This is a genomic window from Pseudomonas sp. B26(2017) (assembly GCF_002113045.1).
Classification (GTDB): Bacteria; Pseudomonadota; Gammaproteobacteria; order Pseudomonadales; family Pseudomonadaceae; genus Aquipseudomonas.
In genome coordinates this window covers 112960-120310 of sequence record NZ_NEJJ01000022.1, presented here as the reverse complement: position 1 = coordinate 120310, position 7351 = coordinate 112960, and the positions used below count along the sequence as shown (strand labels likewise).

At 57.9% G+C, this 7351-nt stretch carries 8 protein-coding genes; 3 read left to right on the top strand and 5 right to left on the bottom strand.

Annotated elements, in window-relative coordinates; translation table 11 throughout:
- The first annotated feature begins 232 nt into the window (after positions 1-232).
- Positions 233-1300 (top strand): uroporphyrinogen decarboxylase, encoded by a 1068-nt coding sequence (gene hemE, locus CAF79_RS26865; protein ID WP_085701108.1) that lies wholly within the window; start codon positions 233-235, stop codon positions 1298-1300.
- A gap of 71 nt (positions 1301-1371) precedes the next feature.
- Here the strand turns inward: hemE and CAF79_RS26860 are convergent, their stop codons facing one another.
- From CAF79_RS26860 to CAF79_RS26850, 3 genes are all read right to left on the bottom strand, one after another.
- On the bottom strand, positions 1372-2016 hold the full coding sequence (locus tag CAF79_RS26860) for a retron system putative HNH endonuclease (RefSeq protein WP_085701107.1): 645 nt from the start codon (positions 2014-2016) through the stop codon (positions 1372-1374).
- Entirely contained in the window at positions 2013-3281 is a 1269-nt protein-coding gene (locus tag CAF79_RS26855) for an AAA family ATPase (protein WP_085701106.1), read from the bottom strand. The genes CAF79_RS26860 and CAF79_RS26855 overlap by 4 nt, the downstream gene beginning before the upstream one ends.
- Positions 3282-3358: 77 nt before the next feature.
- Positions 3359-4636 carry an MFS transporter gene (locus CAF79_RS26850; RefSeq protein WP_085701105.1) on the bottom strand — a complete coding sequence of 426 codons (1278 nt, stop codon included), beginning with the start codon at positions 4634-4636 and terminating at the stop codon, positions 3359-3361.
- A gap of 114 nt (positions 4637-4750) precedes the next feature.
- Here CAF79_RS26850 and CAF79_RS26845 point away from each other — a divergent pair, with 114 nt between their 5' ends.
- Complete coding sequence (locus CAF79_RS26845) at positions 4751-5647, top strand: LysR family transcriptional regulator (RefSeq protein WP_085701104.1); 897 nt, start codon at positions 4751-4753, stop codon at positions 5645-5647.
- Here CAF79_RS26845 and CAF79_RS26840 read toward each other — a convergent pair whose 3' ends face one another.
- Entirely contained in the window at positions 5648-6085 is a 438-nt protein-coding gene (locus CAF79_RS26840) for an excinuclease (protein WP_085701103.1), read from the bottom strand. It lies immediately after the preceding gene.
- Between the two features lie 165 nt (positions 6086-6250).
- Here CAF79_RS26840 and CAF79_RS26835 point away from each other — a divergent pair, with 165 nt between their 5' ends.
- A complete protein-coding gene (locus CAF79_RS26835) occupies positions 6251-6682 on the top strand; it encodes a type II toxin-antitoxin system PemK/MazF family toxin (RefSeq protein WP_371917946.1) in 432 nt (143 codons plus the stop codon).
- A gap of 209 nt (positions 6683-6891) precedes the next feature.
- Here the strand turns inward: CAF79_RS26835 and CAF79_RS26830 are convergent, their stop codons facing one another.
- Positions 6892-7332 (bottom strand): hypothetical protein, encoded by a 441-nt coding sequence (locus CAF79_RS26830; RefSeq protein ID WP_007952363.1) that lies wholly within the window; start codon positions 7330-7332, stop codon positions 6892-6894.
- Positions 7333-7351 lie beyond the last annotated feature (19 nt).

Below are 7351 nucleotides of genomic sequence, written 5' to 3'. Positions count from 1 at the left end.
GTAAACTTGCTCGGGTCGTATTCGCACTACTAAAGGGGCAGAGCGAATACCAGCCGAAAGCAAGTTGAGGGTTTCCCCTAAACCATAGAATCTCCCACAGTTGTTTCTCGCTGTTGCTGATGCCCCGTATTTATTGCGACAAATTGACCCGATAGACAAAAGGCTGACCTGCATCCGTGCCTTTTGCGTCGCGCTCTGAGAAAATGCCCGCACTTTTTTTCCGGATGCCGACATGACTGCCCTGAAGAACGACCGTTTCCTCCGCGCCCTGCTCAAGCAACCCGTAGACGTCACCCCTGTGTGGATGATGCGCCAGGCCGGCCGCTACCTGCCGGAATACCGTGCCAGCCGCGCCCAGGCCGGTGATTTCATGAGCCTGTGCATGAATCCGGAATTCGCCTGCGAAGTCACGCTGCAACCCCTCGACCGCTATCCGCAACTGGACGCGGCGATCCTGTTCTCCGACATCCTCACCATTCCCGATGCCATGGGCCAGGGCCTGTACTTCGAGACCGGTGAAGGTCCGCGCTTCAAGAAAGTCGTCAGCACCCTGGCCGACATCGAAGCCCTGCCGATCCCGGATCCGCACAAAGACCTCGGCTACGTGATGGACGCGGTCAGCACCATCCGCCGCGAACTGAACGGCCGCGTGCCGCTGATCGGTTTCTCCGGCAGCCCGTGGACCCTCGCCACCTACATGGTCGAAGGCGGCTCGTCGAAAGACTTCCGCAAGACCAAGGCGATGCTCTACGACAACCCGCAAGCCATGCACCTGCTGCTGGACAAGCTGGCGCAGTCGGTGACTGCGTACCTCAACGGCCAGATCCAGGCCGGTGCGCAAGCGGTGCAGATCTTCGACACCTGGGGCGGCAACCTGTCGGCGGCGGCGTATCAGGAATTCTCCCTGGCCTACATGAAGAAAATCGTCAGCGGCCTGATCCGCGAGCACGACGGTCGCAAAGTGCCGGTGATCCTCTTCACCAAGAACGGCGGCCTGTGGCTGGAAAGCATCGCCGACGCTGGCGCCGATGCGCTGGGTCTGGACTGGACCTGCGACATCGGCAACGCCCGCGCCCGTGTTGGTGACAAGGTTGCGTTGCAAGGCAACATGGACCCGACCGTGCTCTATGCCAAACCTGAAGCGATCCGCACTGAAGTCGGGCGCATCCTCGCCAGCTACGGCAAGGGCAGCGGCCACGTGTTCAACCTCGGCCACGGCATCACGCCGGAAGTTGATCCTGAGCATGCGGGTGCGTTCTTGCGTGCCGTACATGAGTTGTCGGCGCAGTATCACCAGTGATCGGCGCTCAGCTCGAATGGTAGAAAACAAAAACGCCCGGCTTATGCCGGGCGTTTTTGTTTGCGATGGGTTTAGCGTCCAAGGAGCTGTTCGGCGTAGCGGGCGATGATGTGGTCGAAGGTTTTTTGATCGGGAATCGCGGTATTTCGGATCGCCGTCACCAACCGCTCAAGTTCTTCCTCGCTGACTTGCATGACAAACTCATCATCGAAGAGGCGGCGGATTGTGTCCTGCCGTCGATTTTTGAGGTAGGCGATGTCTAGCGCCAATACCTCGATCATCTTTGTGGCGGGAAGGTCGTCAGAATCTTTTGGCTGGATTTCGCCGGTTCGCAGATATCGGAAGCGCTGTTCACAGTTCTCGTCGGTGGGAGAAATATGTTGGTTTTCGTCGAACCAGTTGCCCTTCTTATGGCCGCAGTGCAACGGATTGCCGGGCTTGGTTTCTCGCAGGCAGGAGGCATGAAGGTTGTGAAACTCCAACGCCAACTCTTCGAAATGCTCTTGAGGTCTGAAGTGCTCGATATGGCTGGTCGAGGCATCTATTTCCCGGCCGCAATAACAGCAGAAGAAGCCTTGCTCCTTAAGCAGGGCATTATGCAAATCCCGTTTTTGCGGGTTTTGTAGCGTTGGGTAAGTTGGGCTCCACTCGTCGTTCGCCGAGTTTTTCCAATCTGTAAATGAAGCGGGTTCAGTTCCTTTGAGCACTCGCTTCATTTGCCGAGAATCTCCTTGCGCCTGATCAGTGCTTCGGCGCCGGCGAATTCCGGTAGGTCGGGAGCTTTCTTTTTCAGCGCCTCAAGTTGTGATTTTGCCTTTTCGAGGTCGTTGTCTTCCAACGTGGAAAAAAGCTCGGACAGCAGATCTTCGATTTCTGGTTCGCGCTGCGTAACGCCCATTACCTCTTCAAGCACGCTGCTGGAATCCAGACCGTAGGTGACCCGCGGATGAGTCGGATCCCCGTTGTGCAACAGGATTACTTCTTCAGGTTTCAGGCTGCCGATGATTTGTGGGGAGTGGCTTGCGGCGATGAATTGGACTTTGGGAAAAGCCTGTCTCAATGCAGGCACGATGCTGCGTTGCCAGGCCGGGTGAAGGTGGATATCCAGTTCGTCGATGATGACCACGCCTGAGGTGTTTTTCAGGACATCTTTGCCCATGTGGGGGTTGAGGATGCACATGCGGCGGGCGATATCGGCGAACAATGCAATCATCCCGCGTTGACCATCACTTAGATTGCTGAACTTCGAAGTGGCGTTGCCGCCCATTTCAACAATCAAGCTCGCAAGTTCGACGTCGTAATAAAGTCCACTTGAGCCCGGTAACATCACTTGCAAGGCAGAATTTACCAGTGAAAGCTCATCGTAAAACTCAGTTACTGGCTTTGCAGACCGGAAAGCTTTTTGCAGTTGCTCCAATGTCTTTTTAACGAACCAACTTTCAAAGTCTTGCAGATTGGTGGCTGTGTTCGACCAATTCTTATAACCATCAAGTCGCGACAGTTTCAGTGATGCAGCCTGTTCGGTAGACGTGTTGGCGATAGTCCAGCGGCGGTCTGCTCGATAAAAGGCGATCAGCGGAAGGTCAATCTTGCCTGCGAGCGCAGAGGATGAGTTGAGAGCGTTGATGTCCACCACAGGTATAGGAGGAATCGAACCGTGTGAAGGTTGATGTTTTGCCCGAGCCCAGGATGAAGATTGAAACGCTTTGCCGTGGCCCTCTAAAACCAGCGGAAAAACCCTTTCGAATCGGTTTCCATTTTCGTGATGGTTGATGACCGTGCGCACATCTTCATCGTCGGAAAGCGTCATAGGATGGCCGACTGAACCGAAGATATCGTTAAAGCTTTGTGCTACAGCATTCAGCAGCGACGTCTTCCCGCTCCCATTAACCCCCACCACCAGATTGAATCCCGGCTGAAAGTCGAACGTGGCATCTTCGTAGCAACGAAAATTCTTAATGTGGAGACGGTCCAGGCGCATTCTGGCTTCCTTTACCAAAGCAGACGAATGCCGTCAGTGTACCTTGGCCCGCCGTTACTGCTAGGGCGCAGTTGTGGCTAAACCTTTTCGCCACCACCCAAAGGCGGCAACTTCGCCAGCTTCAACGCCACCAACAGCGCCACCAGCAATAGCGCGCCGATGAACAAACCAATACCGTTCCAGCCGCCAAGGTGCCAGAACACCCCGCCTGCCGTCCCGGCGATACTCGACCCGGCGTAATAGCTGAACAGGTACAGCGACGACGCCTGGCCCTTGGCCTTGAGCGCCCGGCGGCCGATCCAGCTGCTGGCCACCGAGTGGGCGCCGAAGAAGCCGAAGGTGAAAACCAGCATGCCGACGATCACCAGTGGCAGCGGCGTGAACATCGTCAGGGCGAGGCCGGCGAACATCAGGGCAATGATGGCCCACAGCACTTTGCGGCGGCCCAGTTTGTCGGCCAGCGAACCGATTTTCGCCGAGCTGTAGATGCCCGACAGGTACACCACCGACAACAGCCCCACGAACACTTGATCCAGGTGATACGGCTCGGCCAGCAGGCGATAACCGATGTAGTTGAACAGGGTGACGAACGCGCCCATCAGCACGAACGCTTCGAGGAACAGCAGCGGCAGGCCGGCATCGCGAAAGTGCATGGTGAAGCCGTCGAGCAGGCTGCGTGGGTGCAGCGAGCGGGAACGGAAGTTGCGCGACTCCGGCAGGATTTTCCAGAATACCGCCGCCGCGATCAGCGCCAGACCACCGATCACCATCATCGCCGTGTGCCAGCTGACGAAGTCGATCAGCACGCCGGTGATCAGACGCCCGCTCATCCCGCCGATCGCGTTGCCGCCGATGTACAAACCCATTGCCAGACCGATGTGCTGCGGGTGAATTTCCTCGCTCAGGTACGTCATTGCCACCGCCGCCAGACCACTCAACGACAACCCGATCAGCGCACGCATGATCAGCACACCGTGCCAGCTCGGCATCATCGAACTGGCGATGGTGCACAACGCAGCGGCAAACAGTGCGGCAACCATCACCGGTTTGCGTCCGACCCGATCGGAAATCGGGCCAGTGATCAGCAGACCGAACGCCAGCATGCCGGTGGCCACCGACAGGATCAGGCTGCTCTGCGCCGCGTTGATCGAATATTCGTGGGACAGCAACGGCATCATCGGCTGCACGCAGTACAGCAGGGCGAACGTCGCGAAGCCGCCGCTGAACAGCGCAAGTACCGTGCGCATGAACGCGGGCGTGCCTTTCTCGATGTAGATCTCTTGCAGTTCGGTCAGCACATCGTCCGCCGCAGCGGGCGGAACTTCATGGGCCAGTGGAGCGACGGCGGTTTTCACATCGGACCTCGGAGGGTGCGGGCAGGCAGTGAAAAAATCATATAGCTGGCTAATGTTTCTATCCAATATATTGTTCGACCTGTTTGATAGGTTTAACGACCTAATGGAGTGTTCATGGAATTGCGTCATCTGCGCTACTTCATCGCCGTGGCCGAAGAACTGCACTTTGGCCGCGCCGCACAGGTGCTGGGTATCTCTCAGCCACCGCTGAGCCAGCAGATTCAGGCGCTGGAACAGGAAGTCGGCGCGCGGCTTTTCGAGCGTACCAATCGTCGGGTCGAGCTCAGCGAGGCCGGGCGACTGTTTCTGGAGGAAGCGCGGCTGGTGCTCGCGCAAGTCGATAAAGCAGCCGACGTGGCCCGCCGCGCGCAACTTGGCGAGCTGGGTGAACTGAAGATCGGCTTCACCTCGTCGGCGCCATTCAACTCGACCATTCCCCAGGCGATCTTCTCGTTTCGCCAGCGCTTCCCGGCCGTGCATCTGAACCTGCGGGAGATGAGCAGCACTCAGGTGGCAGATGCGCTGGTGGACGAATCGATCGAGGTCGGCATCATGCGGCCGCTGGGTTTGCCGGATTCGCTCAGCGTGGTCGAACTGATGCGCGAGCCGCTGGTGGCCGTGCTCAGCTCCAAACATCCGCTGGCGCAGGGCTCTGAAGAGGGGCTGTTCCTCTCGGCACTGGCCCTCGAACCGTTTGTGTTTTTTCCGCGCAGCTACGGCAGTGGTTTGTACTCGCAACTCATCAACCTGGCCCGCGATGCCGGATTCAGTCCGCATTTTGCACAGGAGGCGGGCGAAGCCATGACCATCATCGGTCTGGTAGCGGCGGGTTTGGGCGTGTCGGTGCTGCCGGCGTCCTATCAGCGGATGCGCATCGATGGCGTGGTTTATCGACCCTTGCTCGATCCTGAAGCGATTTCGGCCGTGTGGCTGGTGCAGCGCAAGGACCAGAAATCACCGATGGCCAAGGCATTCGTCGAGTTGCTCACGCGCAAGGTTGAAGCCGGTTGATCAGGGCAGTTGCACCAGATCCCCCTTCAATGCCACGCGCGTCACAAACACCCCGGCGCGACATTCGTAAGTGTTCAGATCCTTGCGTACGTGCTGGTCGTAGTAGCTGACGATATTGGTCACCGCATTCGCCCCGACACGCTTGGCTTCGGCCTGCAACGCAATCAGATTCGACTGCAGCACCCACTCGCACGAGTCGTGATCGCTCTTGTTGAAGCCGTTGGTCTTCAAGTCACTGACCACTCCGCGCTGCAACAACCGCTGAGTGCCCTGAGGCCCGTTGCCGACCAGATAAAACTTCACACTGCCATCCAGCCGCCCGGCACGCATCGCATCCGACACGACTGTTTCGAACGGCATGTACATCAGATTGGTGGCGTGGCTGGCGCTGGGAAGCAGGCTGAAGAGGGCGGCGGCGATCAGGGCTTTCGCTTGCATGGTTGTCTCCTTGACGGTGAAAGAGAACCGCGAGTACTTGACCGGCAGGGCTCGCCGTTCCGGCAGGCGTAGTGTGTCGACCTGTTTGAGCGAGTGTAGTTGTGGTGAACAGGTTTGGTTGGCTCGACTCCGTACATTTCGAGAAACGGAACTGTCTTAGGGAATATGGCCGTTGTTGCGCAAAATCAGTTCTTTTTCAAACGAGTGTCACGGATGCCACTTCGATATCAGCCTAAGGAGGGCAGCGTTTTGATTTGCGATTTCAGGGGTTATGAAGTCCCCGAGATGGTCAAAGTCAGACCTGTTGTTGTGATACGTAAACATCGAACCAACAGCCTGTTGGTAACAGTAGTGCCGTTGAGTACCACCGCCCCTGATTGTTTGCTTGGGCACCATCTTGAACTTGCAAGTCACCTTCAGGGGGCCAGTCCGACTTGTTGGGCAAAGTGCGACATGATTGCCACGGTCAGCCTTTCGCGGCTTGATCGGATCAAAAGCCGGGATCGGCAAGGCAAGCGCACCTACCTGATCTCACATCTTGCAACAGACGAATTTCACGCGATCAAAACCGCAGTCAGACGGGCGTTGGGACTGTGATGGCAGCGGAAGTGGCGCATCGAAGCCAAATGCCAGCCGTTGCCCGGCATGCGGTTTCAGGCAATACTGACGGCGTTCCCGAAAGGGGCTTGTGAGACTCTGAGGATCCTGGGCAACCAGCCATCGCAGAGCCAGACAGGTGACAGGCGATGACAAGCCAACCTGTTTGTGAAAGGGCGCCGAAAGGCGCCCTTTGTCGTTTCCGGCCGTTACTGAACCGTCGCCAGATCGCCCTTCAACGCTACGCCGGCCATGATTGCGCCCGCGTGGCACTCATAGGTTTTCGCATCCTTGCGCTCGTTGCTCTTGTAGAAGCTGACGATGTTGGTCACGGCGTTGGCGCCGGCGCTTTTCGCGGCCTGGTGCAGGCTGATGATCGCCGATTGCACGACCCACTCGCAGGCTTCCTGGTCGGTCTTGTTGAAGGCATTGGTCTTCTTGTTGGTCACGGCGCCGGGGCTGACGACGGTGACTTTGCCGGCCGGGGCGTTGCCCGCCAGATAGAACTTCACGCTGCCGTCGATTTTGCCGGTGCGGGTCGCTTCGGCGACGGCCTTGTCGAACGGCAGGTAGACCGCCGTGTCACGGGCCTGGCTGACGGCCGGCAAGGCGCAGATGAGCAGGGTGGCAGCGAGTTTCTTGAAGTGCATGAAGGTCTCCTTGACCTGG

Excerpts from the sequence above, each read along its gene's own strand:
- hemE (WP_085701108.1), top strand. The coding sequence starts at position 233 with ATGACTGCCCTGAAGAACGACCGTTTCCTCCGCGCCCTGCTCAAGCAA.
- CAF79_RS26860 (WP_085701107.1), bottom strand. The coding sequence starts at position 2,016 with ATGAAGCGAGTGCTCAAAGGAACTGAACCCGCTTCATTTACAGATTGG.
- CAF79_RS26855 (WP_085701106.1), bottom strand. The coding sequence starts at position 3,281 with ATGCGCCTGGACCGTCTCCACATTAAGAATTTTCGTTGCTACGAAGAT.
- CAF79_RS26845 (WP_085701104.1), top strand. The coding sequence starts at position 4,751 with ATGGAATTGCGTCATCTGCGCTACTTCATCGCCGTGGCCGAAGAACTG.
- CAF79_RS26840 (WP_085701103.1), bottom strand. The coding sequence starts at position 6,085 with ATGCAAGCGAAAGCCCTGATCGCCGCCGCCCTCTTCAGCCTGCTTCCC.
- CAF79_RS26835 (WP_371917946.1), top strand. The coding sequence starts at position 6,251 with ATGGCCGTTGTTGCGCAAAATCAGTTCTTTTTCAAACGAGTGTCACGG.
- CAF79_RS26830 (WP_007952363.1), bottom strand. The coding sequence starts at position 7,332 with ATGCACTTCAAGAAACTCGCTGCCACCCTGCTCATCTGCGCCTTGCCG.